17 protein-coding genes and 1 other RNA gene are annotated in these 19,979 nt (G+C 68.0%); 5 read left to right on the top strand and 13 right to left on the bottom strand.

Annotated features, from left to right (window positions below; genetic code table 11):
* Window positions 1-29 precede the first annotated feature (29 nt).
* The gene (locus ACFDTH_RS07185; protein ID WP_375286844.1) at window positions 30-383 is read left to right on the top strand and encodes a DNA primase; all 354 of its coding nucleotides are present in this window, start codon (window positions 30-32) and stop codon (window positions 381-383) included.
* Window positions 384-634: 251 nt separating this feature from the next.
* Here ACFDTH_RS07185 and ACFDTH_RS07180 read toward each other — a convergent pair whose 3' ends face one another.
* On the bottom strand, window positions 635-1,918 hold the full coding sequence (locus ACFDTH_RS07180) for a homoserine dehydrogenase (protein ID WP_375286843.1): 1,284 nt from the start codon (window positions 1,916-1,918) through the stop codon (window positions 635-637).
* 62 nt (window positions 1,919-1,980) lie between these two features.
* Entirely contained in the window at window positions 1,981-2,292 is a 312-nt protein-coding gene (locus ACFDTH_RS07175) for a PspC domain-containing protein (protein WP_375286842.1), read from the bottom strand.
* 177 nt (window positions 2,293-2,469) lie between these two features.
* Between ACFDTH_RS07175 and ACFDTH_RS07170 the strand changes: the two genes are divergently transcribed.
* On the top strand, window positions 2,470-4,413 hold the full coding sequence (locus tag ACFDTH_RS07170) for an OPT family oligopeptide transporter (protein ID WP_375286841.1): 1,944 nt from the start codon (window positions 2,470-2,472) through the stop codon (window positions 4,411-4,413).
* Between the two features lie 46 nt (window positions 4,414-4,459).
* Here the strand turns inward: ACFDTH_RS07170 and ACFDTH_RS07165 are convergent, their stop codons facing one another.
* The 3 genes from ACFDTH_RS07165 to queF all read right to left on the bottom strand — a co-directional run bounded on the left by ACFDTH_RS07165 (window position 4,460) and on the right by queF (window position 8,616).
* On the bottom strand, window positions 4,460-5,740 hold the full coding sequence (locus ACFDTH_RS07165; RefSeq protein ID WP_375286840.1) for a glycoside hydrolase family 130 protein: 1,281 nt from the start codon (window positions 5,738-5,740) through the stop codon (window positions 4,460-4,462).
* A gap of 39 nt (window positions 5,741-5,779) precedes the next feature.
* Window positions 5,780-8,035, bottom strand: a complete 2,256-nt coding sequence (locus ACFDTH_RS07160; protein ID WP_375286864.1) for a glycosyltransferase — start codon at window positions 8,033-8,035, stop codon at window positions 5,780-5,782.
* A gap of 137 nt (window positions 8,036-8,172) precedes the next feature.
* A complete protein-coding gene (queF, locus tag ACFDTH_RS07155; protein ID WP_375286863.1) occupies window positions 8,173-8,616 on the bottom strand; it encodes a preQ(1) synthase in 444 nt (147 codons plus the stop codon).
* Between the two features lie 108 nt (window positions 8,617-8,724).
* On the opposite strand from queF, the gene ACFDTH_RS07150 reads away from it, so the two are divergent.
* From ACFDTH_RS07150 to ACFDTH_RS07140, 3 genes are read left to right on the top strand one after another with little or no spacing between them, the layout of a single operon-like run.
* Window positions 8,725-9,561, top strand: a complete 837-nt coding sequence (locus ACFDTH_RS07150; protein WP_375286839.1) for a sulfurtransferase — start codon at window positions 8,725-8,727, stop codon at window positions 9,559-9,561.
* Window positions 9,558-10,739, top strand: coding sequence for a cystathionine beta-lyase (metC, locus tag ACFDTH_RS07145; protein ID WP_375286838.1), 1,182 nt, complete (start codon window positions 9,558-9,560; stop codon window positions 10,737-10,739). The genes ACFDTH_RS07150 and metC overlap by 4 nt, the downstream gene beginning before the upstream one ends.
* Window positions 10,736-12,043, top strand: coding sequence for a mechanosensitive ion channel family protein (locus ACFDTH_RS07140; RefSeq protein WP_375286837.1), 1,308 nt, complete (start codon window positions 10,736-10,738; stop codon window positions 12,041-12,043). The genes metC and ACFDTH_RS07140 overlap by 4 nt, the downstream gene beginning before the upstream one ends.
* Here ACFDTH_RS07140 and ACFDTH_RS07135 read toward each other — a convergent pair.
* The 8 genes from ACFDTH_RS07135 to ACFDTH_RS07100 form a co-directional block, all read right to left on the bottom strand.
* Window positions 12,040-12,885 (bottom strand): helix-turn-helix domain-containing protein, encoded by an 846-nt coding sequence (locus ACFDTH_RS07135; RefSeq protein WP_375286836.1) that lies wholly within the window; start codon window positions 12,883-12,885, stop codon window positions 12,040-12,042. The genes ACFDTH_RS07140 and ACFDTH_RS07135 overlap by 4 nt on opposite strands.
* 54 nt (window positions 12,886-12,939) lie before the next feature.
* Window positions 12,940-14,217, bottom strand: a complete 1,278-nt coding sequence (locus ACFDTH_RS07130) for a spinster family MFS transporter (RefSeq protein ID WP_375286835.1) — start codon at window positions 14,215-14,217, stop codon at window positions 12,940-12,942.
* Between the two features lie 58 nt (window positions 14,218-14,275).
* Window positions 14,276-17,095, bottom strand: a complete 2,820-nt coding sequence (locus ACFDTH_RS07125) for a TonB-dependent receptor (RefSeq protein ID WP_375286834.1) — start codon at window positions 17,093-17,095, stop codon at window positions 14,276-14,278.
* A 193-nt stretch (window positions 17,096-17,288) separates the two neighbouring features.
* An RNA gene (gene ffs / locus ACFDTH_RS07120) (signal recognition particle sRNA small type) lies at window positions 17,289-17,386 on the bottom strand.
* A gap of 45 nt (window positions 17,387-17,431) precedes the next feature.
* Window positions 17,432-17,881 (bottom strand): hypothetical protein, encoded by a 450-nt coding sequence (locus ACFDTH_RS07115; protein ID WP_375286833.1) that lies wholly within the window; start codon window positions 17,879-17,881, stop codon window positions 17,432-17,434.
* A gap of 85 nt (window positions 17,882-17,966) precedes the next feature.
* Complete coding sequence (locus tag ACFDTH_RS07110) at window positions 17,967-18,266, bottom strand: 2Fe-2S iron-sulfur cluster-binding protein (RefSeq protein WP_375286832.1); 300 nt, start codon at window positions 18,264-18,266, stop codon at window positions 17,967-17,969.
* Window positions 18,263-19,342 (bottom strand): cysteine desulfurase family protein, encoded by a 1,080-nt coding sequence (locus ACFDTH_RS07105; protein WP_375286862.1) that lies wholly within the window; start codon window positions 19,340-19,342, stop codon window positions 18,263-18,265. Before ACFDTH_RS07105 ends, ACFDTH_RS07110 begins: the two co-directional genes overlap by 4 nt.
* Window positions 19,339-19,979: aminotransferase class V-fold PLP-dependent enzyme (locus ACFDTH_RS07100; protein ID WP_375286831.1), on the bottom strand; the 641-nt coding region annotated here is incomplete at its 5' end. The genes ACFDTH_RS07105 and ACFDTH_RS07100, both read right to left, overlap by 4 nt.

Raw genomic sequence — 19,979 nt, 5'->3', positions numbered from 1 at the left:
CGCCAGACCAGTTAGCGGGAGACAGGACGATGGGCGGTCATCAGGTGGAAAGCCACGGGTCGGGCGACGACGGCTATGACGAGGACGGCTACGACGAGAGCCAGCGCGCCGAGATCCTGGAAGCAACCCGCAATGGTCCGAGCGACGGCACCGTGCTCGTCGATCTAGATCCTGACCTCGGTCTGGATGAGGAGGACCTCGACGATGAGGACGAGCTTGCCATGCAAGACGGCGAGGTCGGGGTGGAGACGTCGGGGGACGATCTCGACGACGAAGACCTCGAAGAGAATGACATGGACGAGGACGACGCTCAGGAGGATTTCGAAGACGGCGATGCCGACGACGATCTCGACGACGAGGACGATGCGGCCCTGCGCCCCTGATAGCTCAGGACCTTGGGATATAACCCGTTCGCTTTGAGTGCCGTCGAGATGCGCTAATCAGGCGTCTCGACTTCACTCGACACGAACGGAGGCGGGGGGATAAGCGCCCTGCATACCTACAAACGTGCTGCTCGTCCTGTCGAACTGCACCATGTCGGTGGCGGTAACGGCAGTTCGAAAGCGCCATGCCGGTGCATTTGCCTGTGCGGTAGCCACCGCGGTGTTTTTCGTAGTGGGCAAATAGGCTGCGCTCAGCCGAGAATGTGCATCCACATCGGCTGGCCGATCAGGCTCTGCGACCCGCGCAGCCGCTCCAGCGCCGCGGCGACGCTGGACTCCGCGACCTCATGCGTCACGATCGCGACCAGCACGCTGCCGTCCGGGTTGGCGCCGCGCTGGATCAGGCCTTCGATCGAGACACCGGCGTCGCGCATCGCCGCGGCGATCTCGGCAAGCACGCCGACGCGATCCGCGACGGTGAAGCGCAGGTATGCCCGGCCGCGCCGCTTGCCGCCATCGGCCGCCTCCATCGCGGCCAGCGCGTGGCTGGGCATGGCATAGGGCGGGCCGAACTCGCCGCGTGCGATATCAATGAGGTCCGCGACCACCGCACTGGCGGTCGGCCCCTCCCCCGCCCCGGCACCCTGGAACAGCAGCCGGCCGACGAAATTGCCCTCTGCCACCACCGCATTGGTCGCGCCGGTGACATGGGCGAGCGGATGGTTCTCGGGCACGAGATGCGCATGGACGCGCTGGAACAGCCCATCCGCGCCCGCCTCGGCGACGCCGAGCAGGCGGATGCGATATCCCAGCGCCCGTGCCTCGGCGACGTCGGCGGCCAGCACCGCGCGGATACCGCTGATCGCCACCGCCCCGAATGCCGGGCGCGTGCCGAAAGCGAGGCTGGCGAGGATCGACAGCTTGTGCGCGGCATCGACGCCATCGATGTCGAAGCTCGGGTCCGCCTCGGCATAGCCCAGCGTCTGCGCCTCGGCGAGCACCTCGGCGAAGTCGCGGCCTTCCGCTTCCATCTTGCTGAGGATGAAGTTGCAGGTGCCGTTGAGGATGCCATAGACCCGCGCGATCTCGTTGGCGGCGGCGCCCTCGCGCAGCCCCTTGATCACCGGGATGCCGCCAGCGACCGCCGCCTCGAACTTGAGCGCCGCGCCCGCGCGTTCGGCGGCATCGGCGAGCTCGAGGCCGTGGTGCGCCAGCATCGCCTTGTTGGCGGTGACCAATCCCTTGCCGGCGGCGAGCGTCGCGCGGGCCAGCGCCAGCGCGGGGCCATCGGCGCCGCCGACCAGTTCGATCACCACATCCGCCTCCGAGCGGGCGAGCGCCTGCGTGTCGTCTTCCCAAGCGAAGCGGCTCAGATCGACGCCGCGATCCTTGCTGCGGTCGCGCGCGGAGACGGCAACGATCTCGATCGGACGGCCTGCACGGCGGGCGATCAGCTCGCGATTCGCATCAAGCACGCGGATCACCCCGCCGCCCACCGTGCCCAGCCCCGCCAATGCCACCCGCAACGCCGTCATGTCCGATCCTTCAGCCCGTATCGGCTGGCGAATGATCATGGCGGGCGGGTTTGTCGAGGCCGTTACGCCGCCTTAGCGTATTCGATCTCCTCGGACTGCGCCGACGCGGGTGCCGCTTCCGGCGTCAGCAGCCAGGGCCGCGGCGCTTCGCGCGGCTTGCGGTTCGGATCGGGGAACATCCAGCGTGCGGCGAGGACGGCGCCACCGACGGCGAAATAGCCGAGCGCGACACCCACCGGCGCGAACAGGAAGGCGACCGCCAGCCCGATCCGCAGCCAAAGGGGATTGAAGCCGAAGTCCTCGCCCAGCGCATTGCACACGCCGAACAGGTTGTCCTTGGGAGCGTCGGTATGGGCGTCGGTGTGGGCGGTCATCGTCTGGGCTCCTGAAAGCGGGATTGCACCACGCTCCGCACCTTCCGTGCCAACTCCAGCACGCCTTAACGATCAATGACTTAGCGACCGGCAGGCGACGAGGCGACGAATACCACGCCAACATCCGGCGCAATCCGCCATCTGGCGCCAACCCTGCGCCTCTGGCAGACCGCGCCTATGACCATGCCTCATCCGGCCGAACTGACGATCCGCGGCATCCTGCTCGGCGGCGCGATCACCCTGCTGTTCACCGCCGCCAACGTCTATCTCGGCCTCAAGGTGGGCCTTACCTTCGCCACCTCAATCCCCGCCGCGGTGATCTCCATGGCGATCCTGCGGCTGCTGCCGGGCAGCTCGATCCTAGAAAACAACATCGTCCAGACGATCGCGAGCGCCGCGGGCACGCTGGCGGCGATCATCTTCGTGCTGCCGGGCCTAGTGATGATCGGCTGGTGGCAGGACTTCCCGTTCTGGACCACCGCGGCGATCACCGGCACGGGTGGCATCCTAGGGGTGATGTTCTCGGTGCCGCTGCGCCGCGCGCTCGTGGTCGATACGGACCTGCCCTATCCCGAGGGACGCGCCGCTGCCGAGGTGCTGATCGTCGGCTCCGCTGGTCGCGAGGGCGCGGAGGAGAGCGCACGCGGCCTAAGGCTGCTGGTGCTCGGCAGCCTCGCCTCCGCAGGCTTCGCTTTACTCACGCAGTTGCGCTTGGTCGCGGCGGAGGCGGCCACCTGGTTCCGCGTTGGCGCGGGGGCGACCGGCATCTCGGGCGGGCTTTCGTTCGCGCTGTTCGGCGTTGGCCACCTCGTCGGCCTGTCGGTGGGCATGGCGCAGCTGCTCGGCCTCGTGGTCGGCTGGTGGATCCTGCTGCCGATCCTCACCGGCGCCGCGCCGATGTCGGGCGAGGTCGAAGCCTGGGCGACCACCGTGTTCCGCGACGAGGTACGCTTTTTCGGCGCGGGCGTGATCGGCGTCGCCGCGGTGTGGACGCTGATCAAGATCGCTCGGCCGGTGATCGGCGGCGTGCGTGGCGCGCTGGCGGCATCGCGGGCGCGCGGCGCGGGCGAGGTGATGGCGCTGGGCGAGCGCGACCTGCCGATCGGCATCGTCGCCGGGGTGGCACTCGCGACCCTGGTGCCGATCGCGTGGCTGCTGTGGAGCGTGGTCGCATCCGGCCCGCTGTCCGGCTCCGCGGCGCTGCTGGTGGTCGCGGCCTTGGTCTTCGTCGTGGTGGTCGGCCTGCTGATCGCGGCGGTGTGCGGATACATGGCCGGGCTGATCGGCGCGTCCAACTCGCCCGTCTCCGCGATCGGCATCCTCTCGATCCTTGCCGCGTCGCTGATGCTGGTCGCGCTGTTCGGCCGCGGCGCACCCGCGGGGACGACGCAGGCGATGATCGCCTTCGCGCTGATCGTCACCGGCCTGGTCTTCGGCATCGCCACGATCTCCAACGACAATCTCCAGGACCTGAAGACCGGCCAGATCGTCGGCGCGACGCCATGGAAGCAGCAAGTCGCGCTGGTGATCGGCGTTGTGTTCGGCTCGCTGGTGGTGCCGCCGGTGCTCAGCGTGCTCAACACCGCCTTCGGCTTCGCCGGCGCGCCGGGCGCCGGGCCGGAGGCGCTGGCGGCGCCGCAGGCCGGGCTGATCTCCGCGCTGGCCACTGGCGTGCTGGGCGGCGATCTCAACTGGCCGATGCTGGGCTGGGGCGCGTTGGCGGGTGTGATCTTCGTCGCACTGGACGAGGGACTCGGCGCGGCGCGACGCCTGCGCCTGCCGCCGCTGGCTGTGGGCATCGGCATCTACCTGCCGATGGCGGTAATCCTGCCGGTGGTGCTCGGCGCGGTCCTCGGCACGGTCTACGACCGCTGGGCGGACCGGACGCGCGATGCCGAGGGTGCGCGGCGCATGGGCGTGCTGCTCGCCACCGGGATGATCGTCGGCGAGAGCCTTTTCGGGGTGCTGTTTGCCGGCGTGGTGGCGGGCACGGGCAGCGATGCGCCGCTGGCGCTGGTGGGGCCGGGGTTCGCCACTCCGGCGCTGTTCGCGGGCCTCGCGGTGTTCGGCGGGCTGACGGTGTGGCTCTACCGCGCGGCGCAGCGGGCGGCGGCACACTGACCTCAACCGTCATCCCCGCGAAAGCGGGGATGACGACAAACACCGCTCACATCGCCGCGAGCAGGTCCGCGATCTCCACGAAGGCGAAGCCCACCGAGCTGTCGGCGATGCCATAAGGCATGAACAATTTGCCGCCGATCCGCATCGCGCCGCAGGTATAGACGACGTTGGGCACATAGCCTTCGCGGTCCTGGTCCGCCGCCGCCAGGATCGGCTCGCGCGTACGGCCGATCACCTTGGACGGATCGTTCTTGTCGAGCAGCGCGGCGCCGATCGAATATTTGCGCATCGCCCCGACGCCATGGGTCAGCAGCAGCCAGCCCTCGTCCACCTCGATCGGCGGCCCGCAGTTGCCGATCTGCACATATTCCCAGGGGCTCTCGGGCTTGAGGATGAGCTGGCCGTCGTCCCAATGGGTCAGGTCGTCGGTGGAAAGCAGGTACAGGTTCTCGCCATCCTGCCGGCCGATCGAGAGATAGCGCCCGCCCACCTTGCGCGGGAACAGCGCGATGCCCTTGTTGCGCGACGCGCTGCCGGTCATCGGCACCAGATCGAAGGCGCGGAAGTCGCGCGTGCGCATCAGCTCCGACTGGATGGTCGCGCCATTGAACGCGGTATAGGTGCCCAGCCACTCGACGGCGCCGTCGTCGTGCGTGAACTGCACGAGGCGCAGGTCCTCCAAGCCCTTCGACTGTGCCTCGGTGATCGGGAAGATCACCGTGCCGGACAGCGTCGAATCACGATGGCGATAGACTGTCACCGGCCCGTGTGGCGGCTCGTCCTCGCTGGTGCCGATCGTGTCGGTGGCGGTGGCGAAGGGGGCCTCGGGCGCGAGCTTGAGCTGGCTTTCGGTGGTGATGATCCCCTCGCGGAACGCGACGGACGAGATGTGCCCCTCCCCCACCGCGCGCAGCGACATGATCATCCGCACCGATCCCTTCGGCATGCCCGACTGATCGTGGTGCGGCACCGCGCTGGGGTTCATCAGCGCGGCGGCGGCATAGCTGTATTCGTGGCAGAAATAGGCGCCGATCAGCTGGCGCTTGGTGTCGCCGATCGCATCGTCATGCAGCCCGTGCGCCGCCGCGATCTCGTCATAGCGGCTCATGAACACGCGCCGGGTCTGCCAGTGGCGCTGCTCGAAGTCCTTGAGCACCGCCTCCAGCTGCGCCGCAGCCTCGCTCTCGCTCATCTCCAACACGGCGCCGATCAGCCGCTGCGAGCGGCTCTGTGCGCCGCCATTGGCCTGCCAGCCGAGATGGAACGGCCGCACCACGACACGCGACGGATCGGCGTGCAGCCGAAGATAGTGATTGAAAAGCTTCAAGGCGCCCCTCGGGTAGCTAGTCCGCTGCGCCGCGGTTTTTCAGGCCGCGGCGTCCGCGCGCCCTGACACTTTTTCCGCTGCCTTTGAAAGCCCCGAAATCGCGCACGTGGCCAGTTGCAGCGCGAGGATCGACTCGGCGCCCTGATTCCGGTTGAGCCCGGTCGGCATCAGCCCGTCGAAGCAACCTCCATCGGCGACGCTGGCGAGCGGCAGGTCGAGATCGTTGGCGCCCAGGAACCAGTGATAGGCGCGCTCGCCTTCCGCCACCCAGCGCCGATCTCCGGTCGCGTCGAACGCCGCCCGGCACGCCTCCACCATCCCCTGCGCCTCCAGCGGCTGCTGGTCGAAGGGGAGCGGCTCGGCATAGACCCGGCCGAAGCTCTCGGAGCCCACCGCGCGGAACTTGCCCTCCGCGGAGATCTGCTTGCGCGCGATCCAATCGAGCGTCTGGACACCGCAGCGGACCAGGTCCTCGCGGCCCAGCGCCTTGCCAGCGCGCAACAGCGCCTCGGGCAGGCGGGCATTGTCATAGGCTAGGACGATTTCGAACCATTCCCATTCCGGCCGGCGCGCCTCGTCGAGCAACGCGAGATGCTCGTCCGGGAACCGTCGCAGGATCTGTTTCGCCAGGACGTGACCCGGATGCGCCTCCAGCACCGCGGCGGCGCCCAGCATCGCAAAGGCCTGCGCGCGCGGGCTGCCGAGGTCGAAGGCCAGGCTGGCCGTGGTGTCGAACAGCGCGATCGCCCATTCGCGATGCTTGCGCTCCTGCGCGTCGCGCGCGGTGACGCCCAGCGCCCATAGGGTGCGGCCGTTCGAGTCCTCCGACCCCACGTCCTCGCACCACGTGCGGTCGTAGTTCATGAAGTTACGGAAACGCCGCGCCTCCGGATTCCAGGCATATTGAATGAAGGACGCATAGATGGTCATCCACCGGTCACGCCGGACCGGCTCCACATCCTCGATCTGGCTCATCAGAATCAGCGCGCGGGCATTGTCGTCGATGCAATAACCGTGGCGTCGATCCGGGATCGAGAACACCGAATGCTGGAGCATGCCGGTCGAATCGCTCATCCGCTCCACCGCTGCCAAGTCGGGCGCCAAAATGTCGGTGGGCACCGCCTTGGGCGGAATCCGGCTAGGGCGGGCGGCCACCATCTCGCCGATCTCCTGGAGGGCGGACTCGGCCAGGCGCGGCCAGATCATCGTACGGCCGCGCGCGAAGGCACGCTGGGCAAGACTGCCGCGCGCCGCATCGTCGGAGAGCAGCCGGTCGATCTCGCGCGCGAAGGCGGCGCTGTCGCCGAAATCGACGAGCACGCCATGGCCGTCGTCCAGGATCTCGGTGGCATGGACGTACGGAGTTGAGACGACGGGCTTGCCGACCCCTACTGCGTAGCTCAGCGTCCCGCTCGTGATCTGAGCCGGATTGTTGTACGGCGTCGCATAGATGTCGGCCGCCTGCAGATAGTCGATCAGGTCGTCGTGGTCGACGAAGGCGTCGATGAAGGCGACGTTGTCCGCGACGTTGAGCGAACCGGCGAGCGCCTTCAGGCGGTCGCGATACCGCTCGCCGTGCTGGGCCACCAGGTTCGGATGGGTGGCACCGAGCACGACATAGATGGCGTCGGGATGATGCGCGACGATGGCGGGCATCGCCTCGATCATCGTCTCGATCCCCTTGTTCGGCGCCAGCAGGCCGAAGGTCAGCACGACCTTGCGCCCCTCCCAGCCGAAGCGTGCCTTGAACAGCGACGGATCGGCCAGCGCGCGATCGGGCACTCCGTGCGGGATCATGACGATCGCGCGCGGATTGGCGCCATGCACCCGCGTCAGGATCTCGCGCCCGCGCTCCGCCATCACGATCACGCGCGAGGCCCGGCGCAGCAGCGCCTCCATCACGCGCCGTTCCTCGGTGCTCGGCTGCTCCAGCACCGTATGCAGCGTCACGATCAGCGGCAGCGAGGTGCGGTCAAGCAGAGCGAGGATGTGCTCGCCGGCAGAGCCGCCATAGATGCCATATTCGTGCTGAAGCCAGATCGCCTCCGCCCCGCTGGTCTCAATCTTCCGCGCCGCCTCGATGTACGCGGCGCGCTCGTCCTGTGCGATTGCCGCGGTCACCTCGGGCGGATAGGCGTAGCGCCCCGGATGATCGTCCATCGCATAGACGTCGACCCGCAGTTCCGGGAAGCGCGACCGAAGGGCCGCAAACGTATCGGTCGTATAGGTTGCGATGCCGCATTTGCGCGGCAGAAAGTTGCCGATCAGGGCGATGTGGCTCACGGGCGCGCCCATGCCGGCTGCGATGCGATCTCCGGTCATCCCTACCTTCGCTCTGGAGTGGCGGCGGCATCACCGCTGCTTTGAGGAAGAACGCCGCCCCGAGGTTTAGGTTGCATTCGTGTTGCAGTGCAGCGCTCTGCTAACCTGGATCAACCGCGGCCGCGATAGCCGCTAACCCCTTGATCCGGCAGCCAGAGCGTGGAAGGCGGTGCGGCAGACTGCCAGAAAACGTCGATGGGAATGCCGCCGCGCGGATACCAGTATCCGCCGATCCGCAGCCATACGGGGTTTATCTCCGCGACGAGCCGTTCGCCAATGCCGACGGTGCAATCCTCGTGAAAGGCGGCATGGTTGCGGAAACTGCCCAGGAACAGCTTGAGCGACTTCGATTCAACGATGGTGTCGCCGGGGACATAGTCGATCACCAGATGCGCGAAATCGGGCTGGCCGGTCACAGGGCACAGCGACGTGAACTCGGGCGCGGCAAAGCGGACCAGATACGTGCGGCCGGGGCGGGGATTGGGAACATAGTCGAGAACCGCGTCTTCCGGAGAGGTTGGAAGCGGGCTGGTCTTGCCAAGATGCAGGGTCATGGCGGCGAGATAGGCGCCGAGCCCTGCCGGCGCCAGATCACGGGAGAAGCTCCATGCTTTCACCTTGCGCCGATCGTGGTAGGTCCGCGCATCGCAATGGAGCCCGCCTTGGAAAGCCTCGTCGACACGCACTGGCTCGCTGCCGAACTGACCGCGCCGGACCTGCGGCTGATCGACTGCACCTGGTTCCTACCGGGGGAGCGGCGAGATGCGCGCGCGGAGTTCGGTGCCGCGCACATTCCGGGCGCGGTGTTCCTCGATCTCGCCGAACTGGTCGACACCACGAATCCCGCGCCGATGATGCTGCCAAGCCCTGAGAAGTTCGCCTCTCGTCTGTCGCGGCTCGGGGTCGGCGACGGCAACCGGATCGTCCTCTATGACAACTCGCCGCATCACACCGCCGCGCGCGGCTGGGCGATGTTCCGCAGCTTCGGGATCGATGTGGCGATCCTTGATGGAGGGCTGGCGAAATGGTGCGCCGAGGGCCGGCCACTCGACAGCGGTCTTGCATCACCGAAGCCGCGCCACCTGACGCCGCGCGAACGCAACTGCGGCATCATCGATCTCGCCGGCACCCGCGAAGCGCTGGAGAGCAGGAGCGTGCAGGTGGTGGACGCCCGCTCCCCCTCGCGCTTCGCCGGCGAAGAGGCGGAACCGCGGCCCGGCGTAGTTCCCGGCCACATGCCCGGGGCGATCAACCTCCATTATGCGCAGCTGTTCAATGCGGACGGCACCTGGAAATGCGACGACGAGTTGCGTGCGGTCTTCGGCGCGCACGGAGTTGATCCCGATCGGCCGGTGATCGCCACCTGCGGGTCGGGCGTCACCGCCTCGGCGATCGCCTTCGCGCTCCACCTGATCGGCCGGGATGCGTCGGTCTATGACGGCAGCTGGGCCGAATGGGGCGCTGATCCCGCCACCCTGAAGGCGACCGGCCGGGCATGAGCGACAAGCCCGCCACCAAGGTCGTCTCCGCCGGCCGCCGCCCCGAGTGGACCCAAGGTGTGGTCAACCCGCCGGTCTGGCGCGCCTCCACCCACCTCTACAACAGCGTCGCCGACCTGCGCGCGGCGGGTGGGCGCGATACGCACCACCGCCTGTTCTATGGCCGCCGCGGCGCGCCGACGCAGTGGAGCCTCGCCGAGGCGCTGACCGAGCTGGAGCCCGGCGCCGAGGCGACCTTCCTTTATCCTTCCGGCGTCGCCGCGATCGCCGCAGCGCTGCTCAGCGCGCTGTTGCCTGGCGACGAGCTGCTCTGCGTCGACAGCGCCTATGATCCCACTCGCGGCATCGCCAACGGCCTGCTCAAGCGCTTCGGCATCACCACCCGTTTCTATGATCCTTTGATCGGCGCCGGCATTGCCGAACTGTTCACCGAGAAGACCCGCGCGGTGCTGATGGAAAGTCCCGGCAGCCTGACCTTCGAGGTGCAGGACGTGCCCGCGATCTGCGCGGTGGCCAAGGCACGCGGGATCGTCACTTTGCTCGACAACACCTGGGCGACGCCCCTGCTGTTCCCCGCCGTCACCCACGGCGTGGACCTCTCGATCCTCGCCTGCACCAAATACGTCGTCGGCCATTCGGACGTGATGCTGGGCAGTGTCACCGCCGCGCCCGGCCACTTCCGGCGCCTGCGCGAGACCAGTTTCCAGCTCGGGCAAGTCGCCAGCCCTGACGACGCCTGGCTGGGCAGCCGCGGCCTCCGGACAATGGCGGTGCGGCTTCGCCAGCATGAGGAAAGCGCGCTCAGAATCGCGCGCTGGCTGGAAACGCGGCCGGAGGTGGCGCGCGTGCTCCATCCTGCCTTGCCCTCCTGCCCCGGCCATCAGGCCTTTGCGCGCGACTTCGCCGGATCGTCGGGCCTGTTCTCCTTCGCGCTCGCCGGTGGCGACGAGGCCGCGCGCGCGGCGCTGATCGACGGGCTGCGGTACTTCGGCATCGGGTACAGCTGGGGCGGGTTCGAGAGCCTCGCGCTCCCGATTGATCCCGCACGCCATCGCACTGCCACCACGCCCGACTTCGCCGGCCCGCTCGTCCGCCTCCAGATCGGGCTGGAGGACACGGACGATCTGATGGACGATCTCGCCGCCGGGCTCGACCGCTTCGCGGCGGCGCGCGGATGACGAACCTTCACACCTGGCTCGCCAGCAATGGCCTGTCGCTCCCCACCCGCGCCGACGCGATCGAGGCCGCGATCGCGGGCGGACTGGTCCTCATCGCGCTCACTTTGGGCGTGCTTGCCGGTCGACGGCTCGGGCCCAGCCTCGCGCAGCTCTGGAAGGCGCATGTCGCGCACCACGGCGAGGGGCTGTGGACCAGGCTGCCGCTGATCGTCCGCCACGGCACCGCCGCGCTGCTGCTCGGCATCACGGTCAACGCGCATGGCTGGAGCGCTTGGGCCGGCATGCCGATCGGCCTCGCCCTTGGCGCAGCCGCCGCGCTGTTCGCACATCAGGTGCTGCGCGGCCTCGGCATCCCGCGCTGGGCGAGTTGGGTGGTTGCCGCGATCCTGTTCGTCGCGCTGTTCAGCCGCGCCGTCGGCGGGCTCACGCCGATCACCCAGACGCTGGACGGCGTTGGCGTGGATATCGGCAGGCGACGCCTGTCGCTGCTCGCCGCGATCACCGCGCTGGTCACCATCGTCGCGGTGATGGCGCTCGTGCGGCTCGCCAATCGTGTGGTCAGCCACTCGATAGCGCGCTCGAAGGCGCTCGACCCGACCCAGAAGCTGCTCGGCCAGAAGATCGCCGGCATCGCGATCGTGGTGGCCGCCTTCTTCTTCTCGATCGACCTGCTCGGCATCGATCTCACCGCCTTCGCGGTCTTCTCGGGTGCGCTGGGGCTGGCGGTCGGCTTCGGCCTCCAGAAGACGGTCGGCAACCTGATCGCCGGAATCATCCTGCTGATGGACCGCTCGATCAAACCGGGAGACGTGATCGTGGTCGGCGACAGCTTCGGCTGGGTCAACAAGATCGGCGTGCGCGCGGTGAGCGTGATCACGCGCGACGGCAAGGAGCATCTGATCCCCAACGAGAATCTGATGACGCAGGAGGTGGAGAATTGGTCGTACTCGGACCGCAACGTCCGCGTCCGGATCCCTGTGAGCGTCGCCTATGATTGCGATCTGCGCCTCGCCCAGCAATTGATGCTCCAAGCCGCCACCGAGAGCCCGCGCGTGCTGAAGTCACCCAAGCCCAACGTGTGGCTGACAAACTACGGCAACGACGGCGTCGAGCACGAGATCCTCGCCTGGATCAGCGACCCCGAGAGCGGTGTCGGCAACGTCAAATCCGACGTGCTCAACCGCCTGTGGTGGCTGCTCAAGGATGCCAGCATCTCCATACCCTTCGCCCAACGCGACGTGTACGTGAAAAGCCTGCCGCCGCTAGAGCATCGCCGGCAAGCGGGAGGGGAAGACGGCGGCTAGACCGCCGTGCCCAGCACCTCCGCCCGCACCTTCATGGCAAGGGCATTGAGCGGTCCCTGGCGCGCCTGGAACTCACGGATCGAGCAGCCGAGAAAGAGGTTGCTGTCGCGCAGGAAGTGCGACCGGTCGAAATAGCCTGCACGGCCGATCACCCCGTCCCAGTTCCCACCCTGCGCCAGCCCCGCGCTCAGCGCGCGGAGAAATCGGCCCCGGCGCAGCAGCACCTTCGGCGTGAAGCCGAAATGATCCTTGCTCAGCGTCGCCAGGACCCGGTGGGGGATCCCGAGCCGGTCGATCATGTCCTCGACCCGCGTCACGGCCGGATCATCGATGAGCGCATAGAGCGCACCAACGAGCGGGTCGGTCGGGGGCGCCCCGGCAAACGTGGACAGGAACCAATCGTCGAGCACGCGCGCGGGTTCATCGCCGCCCTCGAGCCGCCGGTGCAGCGACGCGGCATCGTCCAGCAGTGCGGCGAGCGGCACCACGCGATTGGCAATCGTATAGGCTGGCACGCGAAAGAGCCGCGCCCAGCCTTCCGGTAGGATGCCGATGCCGATCACGGCGCCACGCGCTGCCCGGCAATAGCCGGCGTAGCTGGACGGTCCTTCCAACATGGCCGAGGGTACAGGATCGAACACCCGAGAGCCGCGCCTTAGCGACCATGGCTGTGGGTCCTCCACGGCGAAGCGCATCACTGCCCAGGACGGGAAGAACACGTCCTCCAGCACGTGTCCGGGCGGCAGGGCGACACGATAGCGGTGATAGCCGGTGACGTAACGCGCCAGCGTTGGATCGGGCGCCCAATAGCTCACGAGCCCGCCCTCGGCGTGAACCGGCATCCGTTCCCCCCGTTTTTCCCCGGGAACGATCAAGCCCCTGGAATCAGGACAAAGTCAATCCATTTCCGACCGACGCATCAGTACCCCGGCACGCCAGTAATGAACGATTGCCCAGGGCGTCAGCAGCGCCACCGTCAGCATGGCATAGCGCAGCGACTCCGCCCCCATCGTCGGCTTCAGCCAGTCACTGAGCTGCCCGACCAGGAACGGTCCCAGGCCGAGGCCGATCAGGTTGATGGTCAGCAGCGACAGCGCCGCCCAGGTGGCGCGCAGGCGAACGGGCGCGAGATGCTGGATCATTGCGAACGTCGGCCCCAGGTAGGCGCCGGCGAAGATCGCCGCGACGAAGTAGCAGGCCAGCGCCGCACGCCAGTCATCGACGAAGTAGAAGCCGATCGCGAACGGCAACGCGACCAGCTTCATGATGGTCACCACCCAACTCTGCGCCCAGACGCCGTGCCGCTTCGCCGCCCGGTCTGCGAGCGCGCCGCCGATCAGCGCGGAGGCCGAGCCGATGACCGCCGCGGGCAGCGCGACATAGTTTGCCACGTCGCGCATCGACAGGCCGAGCGAACGCTGCATGTAGCTGGGCCCCCAGCCGGTGACCGCATAGCCGACCAGCGAGGTGATAGTGATCGCGGCGATGAGGTGGAAGGCGGGCGCGCTCGCCCAGATCGAGGTGATGCCCTGGCGCAGGGACGGCGCCGGCGTGTCGGTGCCGGTCGGCCGCGCATCGGAAAGCCCGCGGCGCGGCTCCACCACCAGCAGCCGCACGATGATCGCCAGCGCGACGCCGGGCAGGCCGACCACGAACATCGCTGCGCGCCAGCCATAGGTCGCGGCGACATTGCCCCCGATCATCAGCCCCAAACCGCCGCCGAGCAGCACGCCCAGGGAATAGATCGCCATCGCGCTGGCGCGCTTTTCCGGCGGGTAGAGGTCGGCGATGATCGCATGGCTTGGGGGTCCCGACCCCGCCTCGCCGACGCCGACGCCGATTCGGGCGAGCATCAGTTGCGTGAAGTTCTGCGCCAGCCCGCAGGCGGCGGTCATCACGCTCCACACCGCCAGGCTGACCGCAACGATGTTGCGCCGGCTCGACCGGTCGGCGAGCCGGGCGATCGGGATTCCCAATGTCGCGTAGAAGATCGCGAACACCAGGCCAGACAGCAGGCCGAGCTGCGTGTCGGAGAGCTTGAGGTCCGCCTTGATCGCCTCCAGCAGGATGGCGAGGATCTGGCGATCCATGAAGCTGAAGAAATAGGTCAGCGTCAGCAGCGCGAGGGTCAGGCCGCGCCGGCGCAGCGCGCGTTCGTCGGCGGTTTCGGTCACAATCCTGCTCCGCCCGACGAAAAGGACCCCGGCGGTACGCGCCGGGGTCGAAGAAGCATCAGAACTTGCCCCGCAGCGTGATCCCGTAGGTGCGCGGCTCGGCAATGAAGGCCGAGAAGATCTGGGTGCCGTCCGGATAGAGCGTCGCCGGGAAGGCGGTGGCCAGCGCGCCGGTCGCCGGGCCGCTGGTGGTCGCCTGGTAGGGCGAGTTGAACGCCACCTGCGTGTAGTTCTTGTCCAGCAGGTTCTGCGCCCAGAGCTCGATCGAGAAGCGCTGCTCGGGCGCGCGGATGCCCAGGCGCGCGTTGACCAGGAAGAAGCCGTCCTGCTGCTTCTGAAGGAACTTGTCCGAACCGGTGTTATAATCGCTGGTCAGACGTCCATCGACATAGACCAGCGCGGAATAGCCGCTGTTGCCGATCTCGGGCGTCCAGGTCACCGCATTGGTGACCACCGTCGCCGGCGCGTTGGACAGATATTGATCGGGCAGCAGGCGAAGCGCCGGATCGAGCGGGGCGCCGTTGGCGGTGCCCACCAGGTTCTCGCGGAACTTGGTCTTGGCATAGGTGAAGCCGGCGCTGACGGTCAGGTCACGGGTCGGATTGATCGTCGCCTCGACTTCCACGCCCTGCGAGATCACGCCCGCCTGCACGTCATCCTTGTCGCACGCGCCGGTTGCGGCGGAGAGGTCGTTGTCGGCGCCGTTCAGGTCGCTGTCGCAGCTGTTGACATTCTGCACGAGGAAGACGGTGCCGTTGAACGTGTTGAGCTGGAAGTTGTCAAATGCCTGGCGGAACGCGGCGACATTCAGGCTGAACGGACCCGTAGAATATTTCGCGCCGATCTCGAACGCGTTGTTGATCTCGGGATCGAACTTCAGATTGCCCGCCAGCGCCTGCGGTCCCCCGACGCTCGCGAATGGCAGGGTCGGCGCCTTGAGCGCCGAGGCGTCAAGGTTGAACCCGCCGGCCTTGTAGCCGCGCGCATAGCTGCCGTAGATCAGCAAGTCCGGCGTCACCTTGTAGGACAGGATGGCGGTGCCGGTGAACTCGTCCTCCTTCAGGTTGTTGCGCAGCGACTGACCGTTGAGTTCGGCGGTCGAGTTGCCCTGGCAGGCAAGGCCGACAACGCCACCCAGCAGCGCCTGCGGCGTGCCGGTGACGCCCTGCAGTGCCGGAAGGATCAGCGCCTGTGCCTGCGGGCAGATGATGTTGGTGTTGGCGAAGGTCGCGTTCAGCCGCTTGCGCTCATTGGTATAGCGCAGGCCCAAGGTCAGATCGAGACCCTCGGCGAGGTGGACGATATTGTGCGTGAACAGCGCCCAATTCTCCTCCTTCTGGCGGAACTGCGTGCCGTTGTTGCCGACATTGGCGACCGTGCTCAGCAGGTTGAGACCCTGGATGAAGGTGGCACGCTGTGCCGGCGTGAAGATCGGGATGCCGCCCAGCACCGCATCGGTGATCGCGCCGCCCGGCCCGGCGCGGCAGCCGGCGCCGTTCGGATCGCGCGGGATTGCCGGGCTGATCGTCGCCAGCAGGCGGCAGGCGGCATAGGCGCCATATTGCGAACCGAACTTGATGTTCTCCCGCGTGGTCAGCGTCTCGTTGCCGTAGAAGCCGCCGACGAGCCAATCGAGCTTGTCGTTGAAGGCGCTGCCCTGCAGTCGGAGTTCCTGGGTAAAGGTCTCGAACTCGCGCCGTCCCGCGTCTTCGCCGGGCGCGCGATACAGCAGGTCGACGAAGCTGTAGTCGACGTCACCGCCTTGCCAGTTGTAGTAATTGCGATACGCCGTGATTGACGTCAGCTTGGCGCCGCCAAAGTCATAGTCGATCTGGCCAGAGACGCCCCAATCCTCGGTCCGCCCGTCATAGCTGCGGCCCGGCGAGACATAGATGTTGCGCGAATAGGGATTGCTGAACGCCTCGCTCGGCTGGCCGAAGCTCTTGAGCACCGGGATGATCGGATTGGTGTCGGTAAGCAGCCCGCGGTTGTATTCCGAAAGCTCCTGATTGGCATAGACGGCGGCGCAGCACGCTTCGTCACGACGGGTGTAGTCACCGATCAGGCGTACCGACAAGGCGTCGGTCGGCTCAAAGAGCAGCTGGCCGCGAAGAAAATAGCGGTCGCGATCGTTGACCCGCGTGTCGTTGGTCTTGTCTTCCAGGAAGCCATCGCGCTGCACCCAGACGCCGTCGACGCGCGCCGCCAGCGTGTCGCCGAGCGGAACGTTGATGTTGCCGGCGAGGCGCCAGAAGTCGTAATTGCCGTAGGTCACCTCGCCGCCCGCGCTCAAGCGGTTCGGATTGGGCGCCTTGGACACGATCGAGATGATGCCGGCCGAGGCGTTGCGCCCGAACAGCGTTCCCTGCGGGCCGCGCAGCACCTCGACCCGCTCGATATCGCCGAGCTCGTTGAGACCGATGCCCGAACGCGAGCGGTAGACGCCATCGACGAATACCGCGACCGAGCTTTCGAGGCCGGGGTTGTCGCCGACGGTGCCGATGCCGCGCAGGCGGGCGGAACCGTTCGATTCATTGCCGGTCGAGGACACCAGCAGCGAGGGCGCGACTTGGGACAGCTGGCGGATGTCCGACGCGCCCGAGCGCTCCAGACTGGCGGCGCTGACCGCCGAAATGGCGAGCGGCACGTCCGCGAGCACCTGGGCACGGCCCTGGGCAGTCACGACGATATCCTGCGACAGACCGGTGGGCTCGTCCGCGGCGTCGACAGTCGGAGAAGTCGCAGGATCTTCCCCCGGAGTGGTCGTCGGCGCCGCCCCGGGCGGGGTTGCCGGAATCTCAGCCTGATCCTGGGCGAAAGCGGGAGCGGCGGCGAGTGCAGCGGCGGCGCACGTGACCAGCAGGGCCGACTTGATCATCTCTCTCTCCTGACGATTGGGCCCTCGCGACCCATACCTCAGGCTCGAAATGCGGGACTGCTACGAGAGCGTCAAGTCGGAAATCTCCATAACGCATTTCAAAACAGGTGACTTAGTCGCCTGTGTTGCACCGCAAACACAGTGCGGCCGCCGCGTGCAATGCGCGACCCCGATATCTGCGTCCGAATCGGATGAAGGTGGGAACCGGAACGACCCGTGGCGGAATCGTTGTGGCTGCTTCCGTCAGGACCTGACCAGGTTGGCGACGACCACGCCCGCCCGGCTCCCGCCCGCGCATATGGCGGAGCGGGGCCGGGCGTTCAAGCGCTTAGTCGGTCACCAGCATTGCTCGACCCAGCCGTACGGGCCGGGCACGAGATCGCAATAGGCGCCGCCCCAGCCACCGCCCCAGGCAAGGCCTGCGCCGACACCCAGGCCGACTCCCGCGATCACCGCGCCGCGGCCCCAGCCCGGACGGCCCCAGCCCCAGCCGGGGCGCCCATAGACAGGGCGGCCGTAGACAGGGCGGCCGTAGAAGGGCCGGCCGTAGCCCGGTCCACGCCAGGCACCGCGATAGGCGGGTCCACGCCCGACATAGCCCGGCCCGCGTGCGAAGTTGCCGCGCGGCGCCACGCGGGCGCCACCGCGCCAGCCGCCCCGTGCAGCGGCTACGCGCGCGCCGCCGCCACCCCGGTTCCACCCGCCGCGCTGCGCTTCCGCAGGCTCGGGCGTGAGCGCCGCGGCGGCGAGGACGCCCAGCCCGCCGGCCATCATCAGCCTGAACATGATCCCATACTCCTCTACCCTGGCTACAAGGAGCCAGAAGCATCGACGGACGAGATCGGAAACAAGTTCCCGAGGACAACAAATGTTACGGAACGCGCGCAGTCAGTCCGTCAAGGGCCTCGGTCAGCACGATCTGGCAGGCCAGCCGGCTGGTGCGAACCGTGCCGGGCACGAGATCGAGCAGATCTTCCTCCTCAGCCGCAGCCGGCGGCACGCGCGCGAAATCCTCGGGCGAGAGGATCAGGTGGCAGGTGGCGCAGGCCATGTCGCCGCCGCAGGTCCCCTCCAACGGCTGACCGGCGCGCTGGGCGGTATCGAGCAGGCGTTCGCCCGGCCGCCCCTCCGCCTCGGCGGTGCCGTCGCGACCGACGAAGACGATCCTCATGCCGCGATCCGCTGCGCATCGGCGGCGGCGACGATCGTATCGATCGCTTCGATCAATTCCGCCTCGGTGGTGTAGCGGCCCCAGCCGAGTCGGATCGAGCTGCGCGCTTCCGCATCGGACAGACCGATCGCCTTCAACACATGGCTGGGGCGACCCGAGCCGCTGGCGCAGGCGGAGCCGGCGGAAAAGGCGATGTTCCGGCAGTCGCTCATGAGGCGGTTCACGTCGAGGCCGTCGCGGCGGATGTTGAGGTTGCCGCGGTAGCGATGCTCCGTGGAGCCGTTGATCGTCCAGCCTTGCAGCCGGTCGAGGGCGATGCCCCACAGGCGCGCAACATGCGCCACATCCTCCCCTGCCCGCTCGCGCATCAGCCGGGCGGCGGCGCCGAGGCCGGCGCACAGCGCGGGGCTGAGCGTGCCCGAGCGCCCGCCTTCCTGGTCTCCGCCGTGGAGCAGCGGGGCAAGCTCGACGCCATCACGAATCCACAATGCGCCGATCCCCTTGGGCCCATGGATCTTGTGGGCAGAGAGCGCGATCAGATCGCAGCCGTCAGGGATGGGCACGCGACCATAGCCCTGCACCGCATCGCACAGGAACAGCGCGCCGGCGGCATGCGCCTGCGCGGCGAGAGCGGCGATCGGTTGGATCACGCCGATCTCGTTGTTGACCAGCATGGCGGCGACGAGACCAAACCCGGCTTCGGGTAAAGTCCATTCGATGCGCGGATCGACCAGCCCTCCCCCGTCGGTTCCTATCGATTGAACATGCCCGAAGGGCAGGCTCGAAGCGGTATCCAGCACTGCGGCGTGTTCCGTGGCAATGGTCGCGACATCACCGACGACACCCTTGATCGCCCAGTTGAGCGCCTCGGTCGCGCCGCTGGTGAAGACGACGCGCCCACCCGGCGGCAGCAGCCGCGCGACGTCCGCCCGCGCGACCTCCACCGCCGCCTTGGCCGCACGGCCGGCGCGATGCGGCGAATGCGGATTGGCGTGCTGGTCCTTGAGCCACGGCAGCATCGCTTCGAACGCCTCGGGGGCGAGCGGCGTGGTCGCCTGGTAATCAAGGTAGATCACGCCACCCGCCTCCGCGCCGCCCGAGCGATCGCGATCCATTCGGCGAGAAAGCGGGTGATGTCGTCCTCCGTGGTGGTCCAGCCGAGGCTGACCCGGATCGTCTCGCCCGCGGCCTCGTCCGACAGGCCGATCGCCTTCAAAGTGCGGCTCGGCTTCAGGCTGCCGCTGGCACAGGCGCTGCCGGCCGAGACGGCGATCCCCTGGAGATCGAAGCGGATCAGCTGCGCCGCGGCCGGCACGCCCGGCATCCGGTAGCTGGCGATCGTGTCGAGCCGCGGCGCGTCGCGGGCGATCACCGCGCCGCCTTCCGCCTCGATCGCGCTGTCAAGCATCACGCGCCAACGCGCGGCATCGGCGAGCCAGTCACGCGGGGACTCCAGCGCGGCGGCGAAGCCGAGCGCGGCAGGCAGGTTCTCGGTGCCGGAACGATAGCCATATTCCTGTCCGCCGGTGGGGGTGAGCATCGCGAGGTCACGGACCAGCAACGCACCGATCCCCGGCGGGCCGCCGAGCTTGTGCGCGGAGACGACGAGCAGGTCGGCGGAAGGTAGCGACAGCTTGCCGGCGGTCTGCGCACAGTCGGCCAGAAGGAGAGCGCCACCGGTATCGAGATCGGCCAGCGGCTGAATCACGCCCG

This window comes from Sphingomonas sp., from assembly GCF_042096255.1.
In the GTDB taxonomy this organism is placed as follows: domain Bacteria; phylum Pseudomonadota; class Alphaproteobacteria; order Sphingomonadales; family Sphingomonadaceae; genus Sphingomonas.
The sequence above is the reverse complement of the archived record's forward strand: the minus strand, read 5'-3'. Positions and strand labels throughout refer to the sequence as shown.

Bases quoted from the DNA above. Each gene is read 5' to 3' on its own strand.
- ACFDTH_RS07185 (WP_375286844.1), top strand. From the start codon at position 30: ATGGGCGGTCATCAGGTGGAAAGCCACGGGTCGGGCGACGACGGCTAT.
- ACFDTH_RS07180 (WP_375286843.1), bottom strand. From the start codon at position 1,918: ATGACGGCGTTGCGGGTGGCATTGGCGGGGCTGGGCACGGTGGGCGGC.
- ACFDTH_RS07175 (WP_375286842.1), bottom strand. From the start codon at position 2,292: ATGACCGCCCACACCGACGCCCATACCGACGCTCCCAAGGACAACCTG.
- ACFDTH_RS07170 (WP_375286841.1), top strand. From the start codon at position 2,470: ATGACCATGCCTCATCCGGCCGAACTGACGATCCGCGGCATCCTGCTC.
- ACFDTH_RS07160 (WP_375286864.1), bottom strand. From the start codon at position 8,035: ATGGGCGCGCCCGTGAGCCACATCGCCCTGATCGGCAACTTTCTGCCG.
- queF (WP_375286863.1), bottom strand. From the start codon at position 8,616: ATGACCCTGCATCTTGGCAAGACCAGCCCGCTTCCAACCTCTCCGGAA.
- metC (WP_375286838.1), top strand. From the start codon at position 9,558: ATGAGCGACAAGCCCGCCACCAAGGTCGTCTCCGCCGGCCGCCGCCCC.
- ACFDTH_RS07140 (WP_375286837.1), top strand. From the start codon at position 10,736: ATGACGAACCTTCACACCTGGCTCGCCAGCAATGGCCTGTCGCTCCCC.
- ACFDTH_RS07135 (WP_375286836.1), bottom strand. From the start codon at position 12,885: ATGCCGGTTCACGCCGAGGGCGGGCTCGTGAGCTATTGGGCGCCCGAT.
- ACFDTH_RS07125 (WP_375286834.1), bottom strand. From the start codon at position 17,095: ATGATCAAGTCGGCCCTGCTGGTCACGTGCGCCGCCGCTGCACTCGCC.
- ACFDTH_RS07115 (WP_375286833.1), bottom strand. From the start codon at position 17,881: ATGTTCAGGCTGATGATGGCCGGCGGGCTGGGCGTCCTCGCCGCCGCG.
- ACFDTH_RS07110 (WP_375286832.1), bottom strand. From the start codon at position 18,266: ATGAGGATCGTCTTCGTCGGTCGCGACGGCACCGCCGAGGCGGAGGGG.